Genomic DNA, 21,271 nt, shown 5'->3' on the forward strand with positions numbered 1-21,271 from the left:
AAACCGCCCAGGTCTTATTTCACGGCTTTTTGTAGCCGTTTTCGATCCAGTTGGCGGCGCTGGTGGCACTCAGCTTGAAGGTTGGCGCCACGCGCACGCGCGCCAGTTCCTCGCCGTACTGGTCGAAAGCGCTCAGCGTGGCGTAGGGATCGTCCTCGTCCGGCGTGATATCCAGGCAGACTTTGACCGGACCGTCGTCCATGCCGACCGTGACATTCTTGTGCAATTGCGCATGCAATTGCTGCTCGTGGCGGCGGATCACCTCATTGGCGGTCTTGACCAGGGTGTTGAAGGCGTTGACGTCCAGCGGCTTGGGATTCTTCTTGTCGCGGCCCATGGTCCACGGGCCGACCAGTGCCGGCTCCGGCTCGCCATCCTTGATCATGGCGACCGCCCAGCCGTCGTCATCGTCGTTCTTGATCACGCGCGCAGTCCAGCCGTTGCCTTGCCACAGGCGATCTTCTTGCACCGGGGCATCATCGTCTGCATCGGGGTAGTCGTTACTCATACTTATGGTCGTGTCGAAAGAAAGGTGGGGGTGGAATAATAAGCGGCTCGCCCCGTAACAACAATAGGAACCCGGCAACCATGCGCAAGATTTTCCCCGCCCTGCTCGCCACCGCAGCCATTATCCCTTGCTGCGCCGCCCACGCCCAAAGCAACGTCCAGATCTACGGCCGCCTGAACGCCGGGCTGGAAAACCTGCAGAATGACGGCGCACGCGTATCGCGCCTGAGCAACAACCGCTCGGTACTGGGTTTTAACGGCAGCGAGGATCTGGGCGGCGGCACCAGGCTGATCTTCCAGATCGAAGGCACCTTGTCACTGGACACCGGCGCAGGCAGCCCTGCGGCGCGCGACACCCGGATCGGCATCCAGGGCCATGCAGGCACGCTGTTCGCCGGCAACTGGGTCACGCCCTACAATGGCGCCACGGCCGGCCTTGATCCCTACTATCCGACCACCGCCGGCTATATGAGCATCATGGGCAATGGCGCCGGCGCGTCGGTCAGCAACACCAGCGACACCTCGTCCTTCGACCGCCGCCAGCAAAACAGCGTGCATTACTGGACCCCGGTGTGGAATGGCCTGCAACTGCGCCTGGCGCAAGGCGCGAGCGAAGAGCGTCCGGCCAACGGCGCCAAGCCATCGCTAAGTTCCGGTGCCGTGATCTACGAACAAGGCGCGTGGTACGCCAGCGCCGCCTACGAGCGCCATCACGCATACCAGGGCCCCGGCCTGAACGACAGCGCCGCCAAGCTGGGCGCGGCCTACCGCTTCGGCGACACCCGCATCGGCGTGGTTGCCGAACAGCTGCGCTACGAAACCGCCAGCGGCACGCTGAAGCGCAATGACGCCTATGTCTCTGTCACCCACCAGATCGGCCGTGGCGTATTCAAGCTGGGCATCGGCCACGCGGGCGACGGCACCGGCAGCGCCGCCGACGGCGCCACCATCGGCTACGCCCGCAAGGGCGCGGACACTGGCGCCACCCACTATACCGCCGGCTACGACTACAACCTGTCCAAGCGCAGCACTGTGTACGCCTACTACACCCACCTGGCCAACCAGCGCAACGGCGTGGTCGACTTCGCCATCAACGGACTCGGCGCGCAACCAGGCGCCATGCTCAAAGGCCTGGTGCTGGGACTACGGCACAATTTCTAACCATCTGAAAACATTGAAAAGCCCGCAACACATGCGGGCTTTTTTTTGCTGCATTAACAAGTTATGCAGGGTGGCCGCTCGGTGATGGGCGGCTTGGGCGGCGAGACGCGGGGATCGATGGCCGGCGCCGGCATTTCGTAGCTGAATGGCGTGATGATGATAGGCGGTATCGTAGGCGGCGCCGAAGGCGGGCCTTTGGGGCCTCCGCCGGACAGGCGCTGGGCGCTACGCTGGCGCCTGGTACATTTCCGGGCAGAAGGGATCGATTGCCCTTCGCTCATTGCTAGCCAAGCCATGTTCATGCCCTCCAGGTGCAAGTGAGATTATTAGTTTAGACCACCATATCTTTAAATCAAGGTCCAATTTCCACCCACCCGACTCGGCGGCACGGCTCGTCGCCGCTGGCATGCGTTCCATCCCGCAAATTTGCCGGTCTGTCGCAATCCGATGGCTGCTAGCGACCGGCATCGGTACAGTTCAACCATGCCAAACGGCATGACAACATCAACAAACGGGGTAACGCCATGAACACCAAAGCCAAAAAACTGATCTTCGCCGCCTTCATCCTGCTGCTGGCGGTTGCTGTCTGCCAATCGTTCTTTGGCGACGGCATGCACATCAACATCGATGGCGATGAAATCGATGGTCCATTCGGCGCGGTCCTGGCGCTGATGTTCGGCGGCGCCGGTGTGTTGCTCGGCGGCGTGATCATGGTCTGCGTAGCGCTGTTCCTGTGCGTGCTGTTCGCCAGCCTGGGCATCCTCGCGGTATTCGGCGTCGCGCTGGCCGCAGTGGTCGCGGTAGCGGCCGTCTCGCCCCTGCTGCTGCCGCTGTTGATCCCGATCGGCCTGTACTGGCTGTTCGTCAGCCGCCCTCGCAAGCAACGCCAACGCGCGATGACGGAACAAGCCGTCTAAGTTGCCAGTAGATTACTCAGCAAAGTTTCAACCGGAAGCGGCCGGGACCTGATGCCCCGGCCGATCCGCCTCCGCATCCATCAGTTCCACCCGGTTACGCCCGCCACGCTTGGCGCAATACAGCGCCTGGTCAGCGCGGATCAGCGCCAGATCTCCCCCGCCAGTTTTCCCGCCCAGCGCCGCGATGCCGATGCTGACCGTGATGTTCAGCGTGACGCCATCATCCAGCCGCATCGGCATTTGCTCGACCCGTGCGCGCAGCCGCTCGGCAAACACCGCCGCCGCATCCAGCGCGGTGCCCGGCAACAGTACCGCAAACTCTTCGCCACCGATACGGCCCAGCACATCGATCTTGCGCTGTCCGTCGCGCATCAGGTCGGCCAATTGGCGCAGCACGGCGTCGCCGGCCGCGTGGCCGTATTCATCGTTGATGCGTTTGAAGTGGTCGATATCCAGCACCAGCACCGCTGCGCTAGCGCCGATGTCGCGCTGCAGCCGGCCTTCCTCTTCTGCCAGCCGCCCCATGAACTCACGCCGGTTCGGCAGGCCGGTGAGGAAGTCAGTGGTGGCCAGCACGCGCAGCTCGTCGTTCATGCGGCGGCGTTCGGTGATATCCAGCGTCGAGACAATGACGAAATCCAGGCTGTGCGTATGGCCCGGCATCACCAGCAGCGTCAGTTCGTTCAGCCGCGCCACGCCGTCCAGCCGCTCAAAGCTGCCCTCGCAGGCAAACAGGTGCTGCCCCTGCGCCAGCGCCGCTACCGCACGCGCAAAATTTGGCATGGCGCTGGCGTCGAAGTTTTGTGCCAGCGTCAGCTCGCTGGCCTGCTTGCCGCTGGCGGCAACCTGCTGCAACGCCGCCGCATTCACGTCGACAATACGCACCAGCGACGCCAACCGCCGCAGCTGGCTGGGATTGGCTTGCAGATAGGCGGCCAGGTCGTCTACGCCGGTCAGTTCCAATTCGGCCAGCGCGCCGCGCAGCGCCGACCAGTCCTGTTCCCATAAAGCCACCGGCGCATGGTCGTACAGGCTGCGGAAGCGCGCCTCGCCGGCACGCAGCGCCGCCGCTGCCTGCGCCTGTTCGATCGCAATCCCGGCCAGCCGCGCGCCCTGTTCGATCAGCGCGATATTCGCCAGGCTGGGAACGCGTGCTTCGCGGTGATAGATCGCAAACGTGCCCAGCACCGCACCGCTGGTGCTGATAATCGGATCGGACCAGCACGAACAAAGCTGCGCCTGCAGCGCCAGGTCGCGGTACTCCGCCCACGACGGCGCGCTGCGGATGTCTTCGACAATCACGCGGCCGCGTGTCAGCACCGCCTGGCCGCAGGCGCCCAGGCCGGAGTGGATCGACTTGCCATGCATGGCCGCGTTGAAGAAGGCCGGCAGGCTGGGCGCCGCGCCCACCAGCAGATGCTCGCCGCTTTCGTCCAGCAACAGAATGCTGCACAACATATCTTCGTTATCCGCCTCCACGCCGAGCACCACGCTTTCCAGAATGGTTTGCAGCGGTGCGCCGGTGGCCAACAGCTCCAGCACATGGCGGCGGGTCTGCTCGCGCTGCTCGATGCGGGTGCGTTCAGTGATGTCACGGAAGGACCACAGGCGCGCAGGCTCGGCGCCCAGCTGCAGGCCGCGCGTGTGGGTTTCGATCACCCGTCCATCGTTCAGTTGCAGTACTTCGCTGGTCGGCGCGGGCGTGCCCTCCTGCGACGTCGGCTCCAGCCGCAGGCCGCAATCCGGATGGCGCAGCTGGGCGCACATATGCGTCATCAGCACCGCGCCGTCCGCCTGCCAGTCCAGCTGCTCCGGCACATTCCACAATTCGCGGAAGCGGCGGTTGGAATTCAGCACCGAGCCTTGCAGGTTATCCACCAGGATGCCGTCGATGGTGGAATCGAGAATGCTGCGCAACATGGACTGGCTGCGCTGCGCGCTGTCGGCCATGGCCATCAGCCGGGTCTGGCCTTCTTTCAGCTCGATGGTCAGTGCGCGGCTGCGCGCCAGGCTTTCGCGCGCACGCACGCGGCCACGCGCCAGCAGCCATGTCAACGCGCCCAGCAGCACGCTGAGCGACGCGCCGAACGCCGCCATCTGCCGTGCCTTGTCGCCGCTGCGCTCCGGCGCTGCGCCCTGCGGCATCGAAATGCGCAGCGTCCAGCGGTGATTGGCGATGCTGATCTGCTGGCGCGTGCTGCGCTGCTCGCCATCGGCGTTCGGCACGCTGTCATGCATCAGTGCTTCCGCATCGACCGCGTCGCCGTCGTAGATTTCCACATCCAGCGCGGCGGCGCGCTGGCCGCCCAGCCCGGCCATCAGGTCGCCGATGCGGAATGGCGCATAGACCCAGCCGCTGATGGCGGCGCGGCGCTGCGCCAGCGTGGCGGTCTGCTGCAGAGGGCGATACAGCGGCAGCACCACCAGGAAGCCGGCCTGCGGCGGCTCGCCGCCCTCCTGCACCAGCCGGATTCGGGAGCTCATCGCCGGCTGGCCGGAATCGCGCGCCTGCTCCAGTGCAACGCGCCGGTGCGACTCGGACGCCGTGTCGTAGCCGAACGCGCGGCGGTTGTTGTCGTTGAACGGCTCCAGGTAGACGATGGGCGCGTACCAGGCACGCGCGCCTTCGGGCTGGATGCGGTAATCGGGAAAACCTTCGCGCCGCACGGCGGCTTCATGCGCCTCGCGCTGCCGCCCATCGACAAGCTGAATGTAGCCAACGCCGTGCACGCCGGGGAAGTGGTGGTTCAGATCCTGGCCAGTGAGGTAGGTGCGGAATTCCTCGCGGTCAACCAGCTGCGAGCTGGCAAACAAGCCCTGCACACCGTACAGCACCTGCACATAGGTTTGCATGCGCTGGTCAAGATTATTGACCAGCTCGCGCACGCGGCCCTCAAAGTCCGCTTGCGCATCCTGTTCGGCGTCGATGACGGCGCCGCGCCACAGGATGGCGGTGACACCCAGGCAACCGCTCAGCACCAGCACTGGCAGAATGCCCGGTGCGAGCAGATCCTGCAGCAGACGGCGCGGCCGTGCCTGGGCTCTGTGGGGCATCTACACCTCGGCGCCCACGTACTGGCGGTAGCCGCGCGCGCGCAGGTCGCAAGCCGGGCAAGTGCCGCAGCCATAGCCCCAGTCATGCAGCGCGCCGCGCTCGCCCAGGTAGCAGGTGTGGGTGCCGCTGCGGATCAGGTCCACCAGCGCCTGGCCGCCGAGTTCCTCGGCCAGCTCCCAGGTCTGCTTCTTGTCGCGCCACATCAGCGGCGTTTCCAGCTTGATGCGGGTATCCATGCCCAAATTGAGCGCCACTTGCAGCGCTTTCATGGTGTCGTCGCGGCAGTCGGGATAGCCGGAGAAATCGGTTTCACACATACCGCCCACCAGCACCGTCAGGCCGCGCCGGTACGCGACCGTGGCGGCCACCGTCATGAACAGCAGGTTGCGGCCGGGGACAAAGGTGTTCGGCAGGCCGTTGGCCTGGGTTTCAATCGCGATATCCTGGGTCATCGCGGTTTGCGAGATGGCCGAGATCAGCGACAGGTCGATCATATGATCTTCGCCCAGCTTGTCGTTCCACTCGGCGGATTGCGCGCGCAGGCTTTGCAGCAGCTGCGGGCGCACCGTCAGCTCGACCGCGTGGCGCTGGCCGTAATCGAAACCGATGGTTTCGACCCGTGCGTAATTTTTCAGCGCCCAGGCGAGGCAGGTGGTGGAGTCCTGGCCTCCGCTAAACAGGACCAGGGCGGTATCGGTAGGCAGCATAGTTCTTTCCAGATGAAGCAATATTATTGGTACGCCATCTTTCAGGGCAATCCGGTAACATACTCACTAGCGTACACCTTATGGAGTCTCATGTTACCGGCATCGCCAGCAAAAAAACGGGCAGGATCACGAATTTTGGCACAAGTTGTGGCAAAAGGGTCTTGCGGCCTCGCTGCGGCCCTGCTGGCCACCGTGGCGCAAGCGGCCCAGGGCCTGAAATACGAGGTTCGCATCGACGCTCCCGGCGACGTGCGCGAGCTGCTTGAGCAAAACCTCGACCTGGTACGTTTCCGCGGCAACGACCGCATCGACCGCGAGCAGCTGCAACGGCTGGTACGGGTGACGCCTGAACAGGTACGCACGCTGGTGGCCACCGACGGCTATTATTCGCCGCAGGTCAGCGCCACGCTGGACCGCGAATCGTCGCAGACTCCGGTGGTGCAAGTGAAAGTGACGCCGGGCGAGCCGGTGCGCGTCGGCGAGATCGATCTGACCTTGCAGGGCTTTGCGCCGAATCCCGACCAGCCGGCCGACAAGCAGTTCGACGTCAACGCGCTGAAAGCCGGATGGCCGCTGAAAAAAGGCGAGGTATTCCGCCAGAATGAATGGGAGTCGGCCAAGCGCGCCATCCTGCGCTCGGTGGTGCAGACCCGCTACCCGCGCGCGCAGCTGGTGGAGAGCCAGGCGACCGTCGATCCGGAACAGCGCCTCGCCAACCTGAAGGTGGTGATCGACAGCGGTCCGGAAATGCGTTTCGGCGACTTGCGCATCGAAGGCCTGAAGCGCTATCCGGATACGGTGGTGCGCAACCTGAACCAGATCCACCCCGGCGACTACTACAGCGAGGCTGCGCTGCAATCGTATCAATCGCGCTTGCAGGACACCGGCTACTTCGCCAGCGTTGAAGTCAGCGCCGACACCAGCGCCATCCTCAACGAACAGCTGGACGCCGCCGCCATGACGCCGGAGCAGAACGCCAACGCCAGCATGGCGCCGTTGCCACTGCTGGTGCGGGTGGTGGAGAACAAGCGCAAGAATGTCAGTGCCGGTGTCGGTTATTCAACCAACACCGGTAATCGCGCCTCGCTGACGTATGACGACCTGTCGGTGTTCGGCCTGCGCATGAAAAGCGCACTGACGCTGGAAACCAAGAAACAGACCGCCACCAGCAACTTCTACTTCCCGGTCACGCCGGAAGGCTATAACGACAGCGTCGGCGCCTCGTTCGAGCGCAGCGACATTTCGGGCGAAGTGACCAGCGTCGCCAGCCTGGCTGCCAAGCGCGCCTGGGGCACGCCACTGCTGGAGCGTAACCTGACGCTGGAGCTGCTGACCGAAACCAAAACCGTCGGCGGCATTCCGTCGAGCCAGAGCAAGAGCCTGCCGCTGACCTACGGCGTCACCTGGCGCAAGCTGGACAACCTGCTGTTCCCGACCAAGGGTTACGCGCTGAATGCGCAGGTCGGCGGCGCGCTGCTGCCGATCCTGACCGATGAAAAGTTTATACGCGGCTACGCGCGCGGCGTGCTGTATATGCCGCTGGGGGCCAGTTCCAACGCCATCTTCCGTAGCGAGTTAGGCGGGCTTGCATCGGGCAGCAAGAACGGCGTGCCGGCGGTATATCTATTCCGCGCAGGCGGCGACCAGTCGGTGCGCGGCTATGGCTACCAGGAGCTGGGTGTGCCGCTGGATGGCGCGATCACCGGCGGCCGCTATCTGGCCACTGCCAGCGCGGAATACCAGTACTGGTTCAAGCCGCAGTACGGCGCGGCGGTGTTCTACGACGCAGGTAACGCCGGCGACACCATCAGCGCCCTGCATCCCAAGTCCGGCTATGGCGTCGGTGGACGCTGGAAGAGTCCCGTGGGACCGATCAATGTCGACGTGGCGTATGGCCACGCAGTGCGTAAATATCGTTTGCATTTCTCGCTGGGATTCACTTTCTGATGGCTGACCAACAAGACACTCCTCAAGACACCGTTGCTGCGCCACGCCGCCGCTGGCCGCGCCGTGTGGCGATCGGCTTGGCCGTGGTGGCCGTGCTGCTGCTCGGCGCGTTCTGGCTGCTGGGCCGCGAGTCGACCTTGCAGCAGCTGGTGCAGCGCCTGTCCAGCGCCAGCGGCGGGCAGATCAGCGTGACCGGGGTCAGCGGCTCGCTGTATCACCGCATGCACATCGATAAGCTGGTGTACCGCTCGAAAGATAGCGTGGTGACGGCGGAGCAGATCGACATCAACTGGTCGCCATTGCAGTATTTTTCGGAAGGCCTGACCATCAGCGAGCTGCACGCGCGCAGTTTGCTGGTACAAAGTACCGGACCATCGGAGCCTGCCACGATGCCGGCGTCGCTGGCATCGCCGATCAAGCTGAGTATTGCCGACGGGCGGCTGGACAAGCTGACCTTGGCGAGTGCCGCCGGCAGCGATGTGATCGGGCAGCTGCGCTTCAAGCTGGACGGCGACCGCAAGTCATGGCGCTTGCGCGACGCTTCGGCGCATACGGCGTTTGGCGACATCAAGGCCGATGCGACCATCGCCGGCAACAAGCCATTCGCGCTGCAAGGCAAGGCATCGCTGGCAGCCGGCGGCGACGTGCGGCTGGCAGTGCAAGCCAGCGGCGACCTGGCGCTGCTGGGACTCAAGCTGCAAGGTGCGGCCAATGGCGCCAGCGGCGAGGCCACGCTGTCGCTGGCGCCATTCGAGCAGATCATCCTGCGCTCGATCGACCTGACAGGGCGGGATCTCGATCCGGCCGGCTTTGACGCTGCATGGCCGGAAGCGAAGTTCAGTCTCAAGCTGAGCGCCGCCATTGCCAAGGACCAGAAACTCTCCGGCCAGTTCGCCCTGCTCAATCAGGGCAAGGCCGCGCCGCTGGACCACAAAGGCCTGCCGCTGCAAGCCTTCAGCGGCCGCCTGGATGGCACGCTGACCTCCTCGGTGCTGGATAACGTTTTTCTGGACATGGGATCGGCGGGTAAATTCACCGGCGGCGGCAAGGTGGACCGCAGCGGCCCGGAGGCCGGCATCGACGCCGCGCAATTCAAGCTGCATACCGACCGTTTCGACCTGAAGCACATTCACACCAGCATCAACAAAACCGCTGTCGCTGGCGACATTGCGCTGACCAGCACGCCCAAGAAGCAGACGCTGACTGCCGCGCTGGCGGACAAAGGCCTGCGCCTCGACGTGCAAGCCACACTGGCGGACGCACTGCTGCAACTGCATCAGGCGCGCCTGCTGGCCAAAAAAGGCAGCATCAGCGCCACCGGGCAGGCCAGCCTGAAAGACAAGCAGGAGTTCAGCGCCAGGCTGAGTGTCGACCATTTCGATCCATCCGCGCTGGGCACCGGCTATCCGATCGCTGACCTGAATGCCGGTGTGAATGCAAAGGGCGTACTGGCGCCAGCGTGGCAGGTTGCCACCGACTTCCAGATCAAGGCCAGCAAGTTCATGGGGCAGGCATTGACCGGCAACGGCAAACTGAATGCGGACGCCAGACATATCAGCGGCGTGGATGCGCATCTGTCGCTGGCGCAGAACACTGCGGATATCAGCGGTAATTTCGGTGCGCCGGGCGAGCAGCTGCGCTGGAAGGTCGATGCGCGCCAGCTGTCGGCGGTCAGCAGCGACCTGCTGGGCGCGATTGCCGCCAGTGGCATCGTCAGCGGCAGCATGGACGCGCCGCGCAGCAGCTTTGAAGCGGATGCGAAAGGACTGGCGTTCGCCTCGGCCAAGCGTCCTTCGGACAGCCTGATACACGCGGCTGGCGATGTGCTCATGGTCAAGGGCACGCCTGAGCTGAAACTGAACGGCAGCGTTCAGCGCCTGAATCCGGCCAGCTTTGGCGCGGCGCAGGCAGGCGCGATCAACGCCACCTTCAGCGGTAACGCGCATCTGGCTGCCGACTGGCGCGCTGGCGTAAACCTGACTTTGCAGCCGTCCACCTTCGCCAATGCGCCATTGTCGGGGCATGCCCGACTCACAGCATCCAAAGGCAGCATCAGCAATGCGGATATCGACCTGCACCTGGCGTCCAACAGCCTGCAAGCCAAGGGCAGCTTCGGCAGTGCGGCCGACAAGCTGGAATGGAAGCTCGACGCGCCGCAACTTGGCGCGCTCGGCCCGCAGTTCGGCGGTGCACTGCGCGCCAGCGGCACGGCCTCCGGCACCAGCGCCCGTCCCGCCATCGTATTGACGCTGGACGGCAGCAACCTGCGTGCGCCCGGCCAGCAGCAGATCGGCACCGTGCGCGGCAGCGCAACGCTGGGTAATACGATCGCGATGGCAAGCGGCGGCGGTACTACGGTGGGTTCTGGTGCTTCGGCCAGCGGCGGCGCAGCGGCACGGGGTGCAGGGCGCACCAGTGCGGCGGAGGTAACGGCTGATGTTCCGCTGGTCAGCGACATCGAAATCACGCGCTACGTGTCGCCATCGATCTCGCTGGACCGCGCACGGCTGCAGACCAGCGGCACGCGCTCTGCCCACATTATCCAGCTGAGCGCCACCAGCCCGAGCTTTGATGCCGCGCTGCGCGTCAAAGGCAGCTGGGCCGACGATACCTGGACCGGCGCCATCGACACCCTGCAAAACAGAGGCCGCTTCGCGCTGACATTGGCCGCGCCAGCGCCGCTGAAACTCAGCGCACCGCAGGACACCGGCGTGGCCGGCTTGCTCAAGCCTGAGCAAATCGCACTGGGGGCCATCACCATCAACCTGCCGGCCGGCAGCGTCCGCATCGACAACCTGGAAAAAACCGGCGCCGCCTGGCGCAGCAACGGCCGCGCCACCGGCGTACCGGTCAACTATCTGGCGCAGCTGTCCGACGCCTGGCGCGACAACGTCCGCAGCACCCTGACCATCGGCGCCGAATGGGGCCTCAACCTGCAAGCGGACACCCGCGCGCTGGCCGGCATGGTCCATGTCTATCGAGAACAGGGCGACCTGACCATCACCGGCGCCGACCTGCCGCAAGCGCTCGGCCTGCGCACACTGGACGCGCGCGCCGATGTCAACGACGGCACGCTGCACATACAGCTGAACGTCGATGGCGCGCGCGCCGGCCAGGCCAAACTGGATGGCAGCGCCCAGTTGCACGACGGCCGCCTGGCCGACGACAGCAGCTTCACCCTGACCGGCAGCGCCAATATGGGCTCGCTGGCCTGGCTCGCCCCATTGGCAGGCCAGCCTGGCCTGGAAATCGACGGCTCCTTCAAGATGGATATCAACGGCAGCGGCACCATCGCCGCGCCGCAGCTCAGCGGCGACATCAGCGGCGACAAACTGGTGGTCAACTGGCTGGACCAGGGCATCAAGCTGCGCAACGGCCAGCTACAAGCACGCCTGAGCGGCGACCAGCTGCAACTGCAAAAGCTCGCCTTCGACGGTAACCAGGGCCGCGCGCAAGCCGATGGCTGGATACGCTACGCCGCCAACGAAGCGACCATGCAGCTGAAACTCACCGCAGACAAGCTGGAAGTGCTGTCGCGCCCCGACCGCATCCTGGTCATCAGCGGCACCAGCAGCCTGACGCGCGATGCCAGACACTTCCAGCTGGACGGCAAGGTACGCGCCGACCGCGCCAGCATCGAACTGGCCGGCGCCGACACGCCAACGCTGAGCGACGACGTGGTCATTGTCGGCAAGGGTGCACCGCAGGTCAAGGCGGCGCAAGGCATGCCGCTCAACATCGACCTCGAAGCGGATCTCGGCAATGACTTCAACCTGAAGGGCAAAGGGCTGGATGCGCAACTGGCCGGCGCGCTGCGCATCCGCGTCGCGGACCGCCGCCCGCCACGCGTCAACGGCAGCATCCGCGTGGTCAGCGGCACCTATGCGGCCTATGGCCAGAAACTGGCGATTGACCGCGGCGTGATCAACTTCACCGGCGCCTACGACAATCCGGGCCTGAACATCCTCGCCGTGCGCCGCCGTCCGGAAGGCGAAGCGCTGAGCGAAACCAATGTGGAAGCTGGCGTCGAAGTGCGCGGCACCGCGCTGGCGCCACAGGCCAAGCTGGTGTCCACGCCAACCGTGTCGGACAGCGACAAGCTGGCCTGGCTGGTGCTGGGCCACGGCATCGATAACACCCAGGGCAATGACATGGCGCTGCTCAGCACTGCGGCGGGCGCGCTGTTCGGCGGCGCCGGCCAGGGCAAGCTGGCGAATGCACTGGGCGTGGATGAACTGGGCGTGGGCCAGGCGGCGGGCACATCGACTGCCGGCGCGGCCACTGGCTTGCAGAACACCGTGGTCACGGTCGGCAAGCGCATCTCGTCGCGCGCCTACCTGAGCTTTGAACAGGGCGCCAGCAGCGCGACCAGCCTGGTCAAGCTGAAGTACAAGCTGAACCCGCGCATCACGCTACAGTTCCAGACCGGCACCAACAATGCGCTGGACGTGCTCTACACCTGGGCGTTCGACTAGCGCGGATTGTGATCCGGCACCGGGTCATCCTGCGGCACAGGATGCGGTAGATTGGGTGGTGTCGGATCATCGACCGGTACGGGGTCCGGGGCGCGGTGGAATAATTTCATGATTATCTCTCCTGAGAAAATGCCAGCATCCCATGTTACGCGCTGGCGTGGCGCACGTATTTCTCCAGCCAGGCATTGGTCTCGTACAGCATGTGCAGGATCGATTCGCGCGCCCGGTAGGCATGCGATTCATTCGGCAGCATCACCAGCCGCGCCGTCCCGCCCAGCCCCTTGATGGCCTGGAACATGCGCTCGCTCTGCAAGGGGAAGGTACCGGAATTGCTGTCTTCCGCGCCATGGATGAGCAGCAGCGCATCCTTGATCCTGTCGGCGTAATTAAACGGCGACATCGCCTGATACACCTCCTGCGCCTGCCAGAACGGCCGCTCCTCGGCCTGGAAGCCAAATGGCGTCAGTGTGCGATTGTACGCGCCGCTGCGTGCGATCCCGGCGCGGAACAAGCGCGTATGCGCCAGCAGATTGCCGGTCATGAAGGCGCCATACGAATGCCCGCCGATGGCGATCCGGTGACGGTCCGCCACGCCACGCCGCACCACCTCCTCCACCGCTGCTTCGGCCGATGCCACCAGCTGCGGCAGATACGTATCGTTCGGCTCATCGTCGCCGCTGCCGACAATCGGGAACGAGGGATTATCCAGCACCGCATAGCCCATCGCCAGGAAGGCCGCCGGCCCCCAATAGCTGACGGCGCTGAAGCGGTACGGCGAACCGGTGGTCTGGCTGGCCGCCCCGGCCGACTTGAACTCCTGCGGATACGCCCACATCAGCATCGGCAGCGTGCCGTCGCGCGCCGCGTCGTAGGCAGGCGGCAGCATCAATGTCGCCGTCAGCTCGACGCCGTCCGCGCGTGGATAGCGGATCTGCTCCTTCACCACGTCTTTCAACTGCGGCGTCGGATGAGGATAGTGGGTCAGTGCAGTCAGCTGCCCGCCTTCCGGCTTGTTCAGATCACGCAGATAGTAATTCGGCCGCTCGGACGGCGACTCGCGCGTGGTCAGCAACAGCGTACCGTCATCGTTCAGCACCGCCGCCACGTTTTCAAAATATGGCGCGGCGCTCTGGAACAGCCGCTGTTTCTGTTTGGTGGTCAGGCTCAGGCGGTCGAGGAAGGGTCGGTCGCCTTCCGGCGTCGCGCCCGCGCCGTCCAGCAGCACCGTCGTGCCGGGGCCAATCAGCAGGCGCGGGAAGCCGTTAACGTCGGCGCGCATCACCGGCGAGCCGGGACTGTTGTAACGGTCTTCATAGGAACCAGCGTGAATCAGCTGCGGCGGCGTGGAAAGATGGCCGGGCGCGATCATCCACTGCTGGTAAGCGCGCGTCTTGTGCCAGCGCTCATTGATCAGCGCCACATCGTCGCGTCCCCAGGCGATGCCGGCGTAGCGCATCGTCAGCCGCGCCACCACCAGCGGCGGCTCGCGGAACGGTGCCGCCTGCATCAGCACCAGGTCGCGCACACCGTCGATGACGTCGCGCGCCGGATCGCCGCCATCCTGCGCCTCGGCCCAGGCCAGGCTGGCCGGCGCATCGGCGCGCCATGATACATGGCGCACGCCTTCGGACACCGCGTCATTCCCTTGCGGCAGCCCCTCCTCCAGCGGCAGGTTGGCGACCGTGTGCACCACCACACCATGCAGGTCGCGCACCTCCACCCGCTCGCCAAAACTGGAGACAGGCACGATGTAGGAATACGGCCGCGTAATGCTTTGCGTCAGAATGTACTGACCGTTCGGTGCAATCGAGGTGCGCGAGAACTGGCCCGGCGCACCGACCAGCCGTGTGTTGCCGTGCAAATCGACGATTGCCATCTGCACCGTGACATAGAACTCGAACAGGCGTGCGTCCTCTTCGTTCTTCAGCAAATCCTGATAAGTGCGCAGCTGGCGCACATGGCCATCGGCGCTGCTGTCCTGCGCGATCGGTCCGGAAGGAATGCCGGTCGCCAGCGGCGCTTTGCCGATGCCGGCCGGACGCCAGTGCACCAGCAGCCCACTGCTGTCCGGCAGCCAGTTGAAGCCGCGCGTCAGCACCGCCGACAGCGGCTGCGGCGACAGCTTGCGCGCCTTGCGTTCGGCAATATCCACCACCCACAACTCCACCGCACCGCGATCGCCTTTCAGCGACACATGCGAAAACGCCAGGTAGCGCTGGTCCGGCGACCAGCTCAGGTCCGACAGGCGCAGGCCGCGCGGCAGGCCGCGTATGCGGCTTTGCTTGCGCGTCGCCAGATCGAGAAACGCCAGCTCCGAGCCGAACGAAAACCGCGACGAAGAGCAGGTGCGCGGATTGATACGCAAGCCGGCCAGCTTCAGCTCGGGCTGCGCCACTTCGGCGATGCCGGGCAAGGCCGGCGTCTGCACCACGGCGAGCAGGTTGCGCTGCGGGCTCAGGCTCAGCGCCGGCGCGCGCGCCGCGTCAACAATCGCCTGCAAGGCGGCCGGTGGCAGCTGGTAGCCGCCCTCCTGCGCGCCGGCTTGCGGCGCGGCGGCCATCAGGCCCAGATTCAAGGGCAGCACGGATAAAGGTTGGTTCATGTATGTCCTCTCGGTCCAGTTTGCTTATGCTAGCCTTGATTGTCAATCCGTGCCGTACAATCACGGTTTTCAGTTTTCGCATCCGGACACATTATGGAAATGACCACACTCGTATTGCTGTTGCTCGTGCCACTGGCGGTCTGGCGCATCTATTCGCGCCTGAAGGTCGTGCTGGGCCGCACCAAGTCCGAGCTGTGGCGCCATTACGCCACGCTGGCGGTGATGGTGGTGATGGTGCTGGCGGTCGCTATCCAGAACATCGGCAACTGGGTCGCCATGGCGGCGCTGCTGGCCGGCGTGGTGGCGGGCGGCCTGCTCGGCAAGCTGAGTATGAAGAAAAGCCGTTTGGAGAACCGCGCCGAAGGCTTCTTCTACACCCAGGACCGCAAGCTTGGCCTGCTGGTCATCATGCTGTTCATCAGCCGCCTGATCTACCGCCTGTTTGAAGCCTATCTGCACATGCACAACGGCCTGGCGCTGGACCCGGACTTCCTCGGCCAGCCGATCACCGCATGGCTGTTTGGCCTGCTGGGCGGTTTTTATGGCGTCTACGCCACACTGCTGGTGCAATGGCGCCGCACACAGAAACCGGTGCCGCGTCCGATAGACATTTTCGACATCAAGTAAGCGACAAGTGCTATCGTTGAATCTACCGTACGCGGTAGATTTAAACGAGGGTATTGCCATGCACGCCACGCAGCAGCTTGCGGTGTACGACTTCTACACCAGGACCATCAAGAGCACCATCGGATTACGCGGTTTCACCTTGCAACTCAAGGTGGAAAAGGCCGCCACGCTGGACGACTTGCGCCAGCTGCGCGATCCCTACGTGGAGGCGGTGCTAAAGGCAAAGGGCCGCGATCAGGCGGCCCTTCTGGCGCAGCAACTGGATCAGTTGCTGGATTAGTTGCGGGAAAATTAAGCGGCAGCCTTCGCCGCTTCCGCCTGACGGCGTTGCAGCACGAAGATCGGCTGCGCCCATTCCGTGTCCTTCTTCTTTTTACTCGTGATGAGCGTCAGTTCCGAAGGATCGTAGACATCGGTGTTGTGCGTCAGCGGCGTCGTCATCAGGTACTGGGCGTCGGTATTTTTCAGGAACTCGCCGACCAGCTGGATGTTGCGGATATCCAGGTGGGCAAACGGTTCGTCGATGAAGACAAAGCCGCCAGAACCTTCTTCCGATTTCAGCAGACCAATCAGCAGCACCAGCGATTTCATCACCTGCTGGCCGCCCGACGCTTCGCCGTCGTTCATGCCGATCACGCCCTTGCCGTCGAACTTGAAGCGCACATGCAGGCCTGCCTGCGCCAGCTGCACGTCGTCATTCTCCAGCCGCACCGGATCGGCGCTGACCTCGATGCCAGCCAGCTGGCCCAGCTCCTTGATATTGGCCGCGTAGGTCTTGATCGTATAGCGCAAACGCTCCATGTAGGCGCCGCGTGCATTGCCGGTCGCTTCGATGGCGCGGTTGTTCTGGTAGCGGCGCTCCTCGGTTTCCGACTGGCGCGAATGCAGCTGGTCGTTGAGGCGCTGGTACTGGTCGATCACCGTAGCGTCCAGTTCCCAGTCGCTGCGCGACAGGCTGGCCTCCAGGCTGTGGATACGCAGATTGACCTGGTGCGCATTCTGGTGTTCCTTGACCAGCGCGGCGCGGCGCGCAGGACGGCGCCACGCTTGCGGCAAATGACGCCATGCCTTGCGCAGCGCGACCAGCGCCTTGGCGTGGTCGGCGCGCTGCTCAAGCGCGCGCTTGTGGTTCAGGCGCATGCCGGCTTCCGCTTCCGACAATGCGAAGCGCGCGTTCTGCCAGGTGGTGTCGGCGCGGGTGCGCGTGACCACGGCGGTCTTGATCAGGTTTTGCAGTTCGCCCAGGCGCGCGCCCACTTCGCTGCGCTCGGCGCGCAGCGGCACGGCGTTGCGCGAGGCTTCGTCGAATTCCTCGGCGCGCGCGGCCAGCTCCTTGGCGGCGTCAACGCCGGCCAGGCGGGTTTTCAGCGAACTGATTTCGGTGGCCAGCTTGGACACCACCAGCGTCAGCTGGTCTTCCAGCGCTTCCAGCGCCGGCAGCGAACGCTGGATCGCTTCCATCCGCTGCGAGCGGCCGGCGGAACCAAAGCGGTAACGCGAAGCCTCGACGAACAGCGAGCGGCCACCACGGCGTTCGCGGTGATAGGCTTCCGGCGTGATCCACTCTTCGTGGCTGCCCAATTTGGCGCCGACATCCACGCTGTCCACCTTGGTGATGCGCGACAGCTGTTCCACCAGCCAAGCCGGCACCTTGGCCGAGAAGTTCACCACCGACATCAGGGAATTGTCCTTGATGGTCGGCGCGTGCACCAGGTCCGGCACGATGAAGTGGCGATAGCGTTCCTTCTCCGCCAGGCGGTAAGCCGCCGCCGCGTCGGAGGATTTATCCAGCAGCACCACCGAGGCATAGCCCGACAGCACACCTTCGACAGCGCCCTGCCATTTCGGATCGGTGACTTCGACAATATCCGACAGCATGGCGTGGCCGATGCCGGCGTCGTTCAGCACCTTGCGCATGGCGCGCTGCGCTTCCGGCTCCGGCATCGCGGTCTTGCCCTGCAAGGCGGAGATGGTCGACAGCTCGCTGGCGATCCTGGAGGCGATGGCGTCGCGCGCGGTGCGCTGGCGGGCCAGTTCGATTTCCTTTTCCTGCAGCGTCTTCGCCACTTCCGCCAGGTCCGAGCCGGAATCCGATGCCAGCTTTTCCAGGCGCGCCTTCTGTTCCAGCAGGCTTTCCAGCGGCTTCAGTTTGCCGTTGATGCTGGTCAAACGGGTTTGCAGCGAGGTCGATTCCTGCTCCAGCACCGTCTCATGACTTTGTGCGTCCGACAGCGCCTTGGCCTGAGCGGCCAGCATCGAACGCTTGTCGGCCAGTTGCGCGTCGGCCTGCAGCAGCGGCTTGCGCGCTTCGCGCAGCTGGCGGCTGAGGTTAGCGTGCTTCTCGCGCGCCTCGTGGTACTCCAGCGACGCCAGCACTTCCTCTTGCAGGTTGCGGCGCTCCTTGTTCAGGTCTTCCCACTGGTGGTAGTTGGCCACGCGCAGGCGCAGGCCTTCCAGGTTGGTCTTGGACGCCTCCAGTTCCGCTTCAAAGCGTTTCAGCTCCGTCTCGGTGTCGCGCTGGTGGCGCTTGGCTTCGTCGTACGCATCCAGCACTTCCTTGTCGCCGAACACCTGGAACACCAGGTCCAGCAACTGGCGCGGCGCGTACTCGCACAGCTTGTCCGTTTCGCCCTGCTCCAGGGCCAATACTTTGGCCATGGCCGGCGACAGGCCGGCGTTTGCCAGGCGCTTGCGGTAGTTCTCGACACCCAGCCACTCGTTACCGGCTTCGCCGATGTCCTCGATCTGCACATTACCAGGGCGCATCAGGTACTGGCGCTTCCAGTCGCCGCCGTTCTTCTGGATCTGGCAGAACAGCGTGACTTCGTCGTCGCTGAAGAAACCGGAGCTGCGGAACGGGCGGTTGGACAGCTGGCGGCCCATCGGCTTGTTGTCCACCACGGCGCGCAGCCAGGCGGTCTGCTGGCCGCTATGGCGCGCATAGTGCTTGTAGGTGCGGCCCATCGAGCAATCAAGGCCGAACAGCGTGCGCAGCGCGTCCAGCAAGGTGGTCTTGCCGGAGCCGTTCTGGCCGGCGATGGTGATGATCTTGGCGTCCAGCGGGATGTTCTTGATGCGTTGCCAGTAATCCCAGTGGACCAGTTCTAGCGATTTAATATGAAACATGGCTTAGTCCTTGGCTGGAGTGTCGTCTTCTATGGGCGCCGGTGGCGGCGCTTCGAATGCTGGCAGTATCTCTTCTTCCACCTCGGCCGGCATTTCCTCGGGAATGTCGACCGCAATCGGCGGCGCGCTGCGCGGCACTGCGACCAGCGTTGGCGGCGAGCGTTTGAATACATCGGCCAGCGCGCCGTTGACGATGCGCTCTTTCAGCAGGTCGGTGTCCATCAGCAGGTCCAGCAGCGGGCCTTCGACGATGACGTCGCCACGGCGTTCGATGAAGCCAAGCTTGGACAGGATGCCGAGGTTCATGTCGAGGCGGGTTTTCTTGCCCAGCTTGTCGCCGAAGTCGGCCAGCAGCGCCTTGTAGGCGATACCGATCGAAGTGTCTTCCGCGCGCGGCAGCGGCTTCTCGGTGCCGAACATATCGTTCTGGTTGTCCTCCGCGTGCTGGTGGGTTTCCTGGCGTTCGCGCTTGGGCAGGATGATCTGCGCCCACAGCACCACCAGCAGCGCCACGCCATCGCGCGACAGGCCGAAATTATTGTTCTGCCAGACATCCTTGGCGCCGAAAATCTTCGGTTCGATATTGCGGTGCAGGGCCAGCGTGACGTGGTCGGCGTAGACGTTGTCCAGCAGCTTCAGGCCGGCAGCCAGCAGGCGCGCGTCAACCTCGGTGCGGAACTGTTCGTCCGACAGCACGCGCTTGACCAGTTTATCGTCGCGGCGCAGCGTCTGGTGCGACAGCAGGCGCGCGATCAGGATTTGTGCATCATCATTCATCAGACTTGTCGCCTTCCGGATTCAAAGACAGTGTGAGGGAGGCTAGGGAGATTGCCGCGACTTCCAGGTCGGGCAGCTGCACCATTTCATCTTGCGGCGAGAACTTCACCGGCAGGCGCGCCAGTTCGGCGGTGGCGCCTTGCAGGCGCGCTTCGTCGGCGTCGCCCAGCAGCGGCAGCAGCGAGGCGCGGTACGAAGCCACGGCAAACGACGCCGGCAGCAGCGATTCGTGCGCCTGGATGGCTTTCGGCGCCTCTTCGGCGATGCTGGGGAAATTGCCCAGCGCCGCAAAGTCGGACAGGCGCGCCAGCCAGTCGTCCAGCTCCTGCTGCATCGCCGGGCCGTCGCTGATGGTGGTGGGCGCGTCCTCGCCGGACGGCAGGCCATTGGATACGGTGGTGTTTGCGCGGTCAGCCATTAATTCAGTTTCTGCTACGTCTATCATTTCTGCGGGGGTCATGAACAGCGGGACCACCGGGTGATCGATGGCGCCAGTGGCCAGCGAGGCCAGGTCTTCATGCTCCAGCAGCCAGCGCTTGATGTCGGTGGTGGACAGGCCGGACTGGCCCAGGTGCACGCGCTGGCGCTCGATCTGGTTCAGCGCACGCGAGAACATGCCCTGCATATTCAGCAGCGCCGACTGCGCGCGGCCAATCGCCTGCGCCGCCTTGTGGGTGGCGCTGTCGGCGTTTTCGTCGGTGGTGATGGCGCGCAGGATTTCCGAGCCCTTCTCTACCCAGTCGCAGGCCATATGCCACTTGGCCTGCGAGGCGCGCAGGCGGAATTCCGATCCCGACGCGATCGCGTCCGAAAACTCTTCGGTCAGTTCGACCAGGCGGCCCAGCAGGTGATTCAGCTGATCGACGGTGACGCCGCCCATCACCTGGGCGCCGGCCACCTGCGACAGCAGGAAGCCCATGTCGGAGCTGTCTTCTTCCTTGCCCAGTGCCAGCAGCGCGTCAATCGCCGACAGCACGTTGCGCGCCATTGGCGTCACGCGGTACACGGCTTGCTGCGCGTCCCAGGCCAGCAACTGGTTGGAGCGCAGGCGCATCAGCACCGTCTCCAGCGATTCCGGCAGCAGGTAACCCAGACGGGTGTTGATGTCGGCGCGGGTGAAGCTGGGCGACGAAGTATCGCCAGCCAGCTCGCGCAATACCAGCAGGCGTACCAGCACGCCATCGAAACCGCCGTGGAACAGCGCGGTAAACACCTGCAGCAGCGGCTGCGCGCGCTTCAGGTGGTAGACCTGCTCGATCTCGTCGGCGGAAATGTGCGGCTGGAAGTGGGCCTGCAGGCTATCAGTCTCCTGCGGGTCCGGTGCGGCTTCACTAGTTATAGGTTCGATCATTCTTTGCCATTCTGTGCTC

Annotated in this window: 13 protein-coding genes; 6 read left to right on the plus strand and 7 right to left on the minus strand. The window is 64.5% G+C overall.

Features of this window, described 5'->3' with window-relative positions:
• Positions 1 to 19 precede the first annotated feature (19 nt).
• Entirely contained in the window at positions 20 to 508 is a 489-nt protein-coding gene (locus tag KW842_RS21640; RefSeq protein WP_218306198.1) for a hypothetical protein, read from the minus strand.
• Positions 509 to 588: 80 nt separating this feature from the next.
• On the opposite strand from KW842_RS21640, the gene KW842_RS21645 reads away from it, so the two are divergent.
• On the plus strand, positions 589 to 1,668 hold the full coding sequence (locus tag KW842_RS21645; RefSeq protein ID WP_218306199.1) for a porin: 1,080 nt from the start codon (positions 589 to 591) through the stop codon (positions 1,666 to 1,668).
• A 524-nt stretch (positions 1,669 to 2,192) separates the two neighbouring features.
• Positions 2,193 to 2,585, plus strand: a complete 393-nt coding sequence (locus KW842_RS21650) for a hypothetical protein (protein ID WP_218306200.1) — start codon at positions 2,193 to 2,195, stop codon at positions 2,583 to 2,585.
• Between the two features lie 27 nt (positions 2,586 to 2,612).
• Here the strand turns inward: KW842_RS21650 and KW842_RS21655 are convergent, their stop codons facing one another.
• Entirely contained in the window at positions 2,613 to 5,639 is a 3,027-nt protein-coding gene (locus KW842_RS21655; RefSeq protein WP_218306201.1) for a CHASE domain-containing protein, read from the minus strand.
• Complete coding sequence (gene queC, locus KW842_RS21660; RefSeq protein WP_218306202.1) at positions 5,640 to 6,347, minus strand: 7-cyano-7-deazaguanine synthase QueC; 708 nt, start codon at positions 6,345 to 6,347, stop codon at positions 5,640 to 5,642. It lies immediately after the preceding gene.
• Positions 6,348 to 6,437: 90 nt separating this feature from the next.
• On the opposite strand from queC, the gene KW842_RS21665 reads away from it, so the two are divergent.
• Together KW842_RS21665 and KW842_RS21670 are read left to right on the plus strand one after the other, a co-directional pair.
• Positions 6,438 to 8,294 (plus strand): autotransporter assembly complex family protein, encoded by a 1,857-nt coding sequence (locus KW842_RS21665; RefSeq protein WP_218306203.1) that lies wholly within the window; start codon positions 6,438 to 6,440, stop codon positions 8,292 to 8,294.
• Positions 8,294 to 12,769 (plus strand): translocation/assembly module TamB domain-containing protein, encoded by a 4,476-nt coding sequence (locus KW842_RS21670; protein ID WP_218306204.1) that lies wholly within the window; start codon positions 8,294 to 8,296, stop codon positions 12,767 to 12,769. Before KW842_RS21665 ends, KW842_RS21670 begins: the two co-directional genes overlap by 1 nt.
• A 145-nt stretch (positions 12,770 to 12,914) precedes the next feature.
• Here the strand turns inward: KW842_RS21670 and KW842_RS21675 are convergent, their stop codons facing one another.
• Positions 12,915 to 15,371: a S9 family peptidase gene (locus KW842_RS21675; RefSeq protein ID WP_218306205.1), complete on the minus strand. Its 2,457-nt coding sequence runs from the start codon at positions 15,369 to 15,371 to the stop codon at positions 12,915 to 12,917.
• 99 nt (positions 15,372 to 15,470) lie between these two features.
• Between KW842_RS21675 and KW842_RS21680 the strand changes: the two genes are divergently transcribed.
• Positions 15,471 to 15,998: a hypothetical protein gene (locus tag KW842_RS21680; protein ID WP_229223835.1), complete on the plus strand. Its 528-nt coding sequence runs from the start codon at positions 15,471 to 15,473 to the stop codon at positions 15,996 to 15,998.
• Positions 15,999 to 16,056: 58 nt separating this feature from the next.
• Positions 16,057 to 16,278, plus strand: a complete 222-nt coding sequence (locus tag KW842_RS21685) for a hypothetical protein (protein ID WP_218306207.1) — start codon at positions 16,057 to 16,059, stop codon at positions 16,276 to 16,278.
• 11 nt (positions 16,279 to 16,289) lie between these two features.
• Here the strand turns inward: KW842_RS21685 and KW842_RS21690 are convergent, their stop codons facing one another.
• From KW842_RS21690 to KW842_RS21700, 3 genes are read right to left on the minus strand one after another with little or no spacing between them, the layout of a single operon-like run.
• A complete protein-coding gene (locus tag KW842_RS21690) occupies positions 16,290 to 19,124 on the minus strand; it encodes an ATP-binding protein (protein WP_218306208.1) in 2,835 nt (944 codons plus the stop codon).
• 3 nt (positions 19,125 to 19,127) lie between these two features.
• The gene (locus tag KW842_RS21695; protein WP_229223836.1) at positions 19,128 to 19,901 is read right to left on the minus strand and encodes a hypothetical protein; all 774 of its coding nucleotides are present in this window, start codon (positions 19,899 to 19,901) and stop codon (positions 19,128 to 19,130) included.
• On the minus strand, positions 19,894 to 21,252 hold the full coding sequence (locus tag KW842_RS21700; protein WP_218306209.1) for a hypothetical protein: 1,359 nt from the start codon (positions 21,250 to 21,252) through the stop codon (positions 19,894 to 19,896). The genes KW842_RS21695 and KW842_RS21700 overlap by 8 nt, the downstream gene beginning before the upstream one ends.
• Positions 21,253 to 21,271: the final 19 nt, after the last annotated feature.

This window comes from Duganella sp. sic0402, from assembly GCF_019219065.1.
In the GTDB taxonomy this organism is placed as follows: domain Bacteria; phylum Pseudomonadota; class Gammaproteobacteria; order Burkholderiales; family Burkholderiaceae_D; genus Rugamonas.

Coding starts and splice junctions, on each gene's coding strand:
- KW842_RS21640 (WP_218306198.1), bottom strand. CDS start 508: ATGAGTAACGACTACCCCGATGCAGACGATGATGCCCCGGTGCAAGAA.
- KW842_RS21645 (WP_218306199.1), top strand. CDS start 589: ATGCGCAAGATTTTCCCCGCCCTGCTCGCCACCGCAGCCATTATCCCT.
- KW842_RS21650 (WP_218306200.1), top strand. CDS start 2,193: ATGAACACCAAAGCCAAAAAACTGATCTTCGCCGCCTTCATCCTGCTG.
- KW842_RS21655 (WP_218306201.1), bottom strand. CDS start 5,639: ATGCCCCACAGAGCCCAGGCACGGCCGCGCCGTCTGCTGCAGGATCTG.
- queC (WP_218306202.1), bottom strand. CDS start 6,347: ATGCTGCCTACCGATACCGCCCTGGTCCTGTTTAGCGGAGGCCAGGAC.
- KW842_RS21665 (WP_218306203.1), top strand. CDS start 6,438: ATGTTACCGGCATCGCCAGCAAAAAAACGGGCAGGATCACGAATTTTG.
- KW842_RS21670 (WP_218306204.1), top strand. CDS start 8,294: ATGGCTGACCAACAAGACACTCCTCAAGACACCGTTGCTGCGCCACGC.
- KW842_RS21675 (WP_218306205.1), bottom strand. CDS start 15,371: ATGAACCAACCTTTATCCGTGCTGCCCTTGAATCTGGGCCTGATGGCC.
- KW842_RS21680 (WP_229223835.1), top strand. CDS start 15,471: ATGACCACACTCGTATTGCTGTTGCTCGTGCCACTGGCGGTCTGGCGC.
- KW842_RS21685 (WP_218306207.1), top strand. CDS start 16,057: ATGCACGCCACGCAGCAGCTTGCGGTGTACGACTTCTACACCAGGACC.
- KW842_RS21690 (WP_218306208.1), bottom strand. CDS start 19,124: ATGTTTCATATTAAATCGCTAGAACTGGTCCACTGGGATTACTGGCAA.
- KW842_RS21695 (WP_229223836.1), bottom strand. CDS start 19,901: ATGAATGATGATGCACAAATCCTGATCGCGCGCCTGCTGTCGCACCAG.
- KW842_RS21700 (WP_218306209.1), bottom strand. CDS start 21,252: ATGATCGAACCTATAACTAGTGAAGCCGCACCGGACCCGCAGGAGACT.